Annotated in this window: 1 protein-coding gene; it reads left to right on the plus strand. The window is 71.4% G+C overall.

From position 1 onward, the window contains the following. On the plus strand, window positions 1-707 hold a 707-nt coding region (locus A9X03_RS14980; RefSeq protein ID WP_197696086.1), incomplete at both ends, for a PE/PPE C-terminal domain-containing protein.

The following is a 707-nucleotide window of genomic DNA, read 5'->3' on the forward strand; positions in this document are numbered from 1 at the left end:
GCCAACGCGGCGGCCAACACTTCCGCCGGCAACGCGGCCAACGTCGCGCAAAAGGCGGCCACCACCGCCACGACGACCGCGGCCCCGCAGGCCGCCGCCGCCGCTCAGACGACGACCAACCCGCTGCAAGAGCTGTGGTTCCTGTTGACCGGCCAAACCACCATCCCCACCAACCTGGGCACACTCGTCAACGGCTACAGCCCGTTCGCCGGCCTGTTCTATAACACCGAGGGTCTGCCGTACTTCAGTACCGGTATGGCCAACACCTTCACCCAGATCGCCAAGTCGGTGGGGTTGATCGGTGGTGCGGCTCCGGCGGCGGCCAAGGCGCTGCCCGGTCTGGGTGGGCTCGGTGGTCTGCTCGGCGGCGGTGCCGGAGCGGTGCACCCGGCCGCGGCTATCGGTGGGGCGGCCTCCATCGGTGGCAAGTTGTCGGTGCCGGTAGCCTGGACCGGCGCCCCGGCGCTGCCGGCGATGGGCCACACCGCGCTCCCGGTCAGCGCGATCAGCGCCGCACCCGAGGCAGCCGGGGGACCGGGCAACCTGCTCGGCGGCATGCCCCTGGCCGGAGTCGGCAACGGCACCCACGCCGGCGCCGGCCCCCGCTACGGATTCCGCCCCACCGTCATGGCCCGCCCACTCCTCACTGGCCAGCTGAGTCACCACATTCTGATAACTCAACGCAGCCGACTGCAGCTCCGCGGCGA

Source organism: Mycobacterium sp. E1715 (assembly GCF_001667625.1).
Lineage (GTDB): Bacteria > Actinomycetota > Actinomycetes > Mycobacteriales > Mycobacteriaceae > Mycobacterium.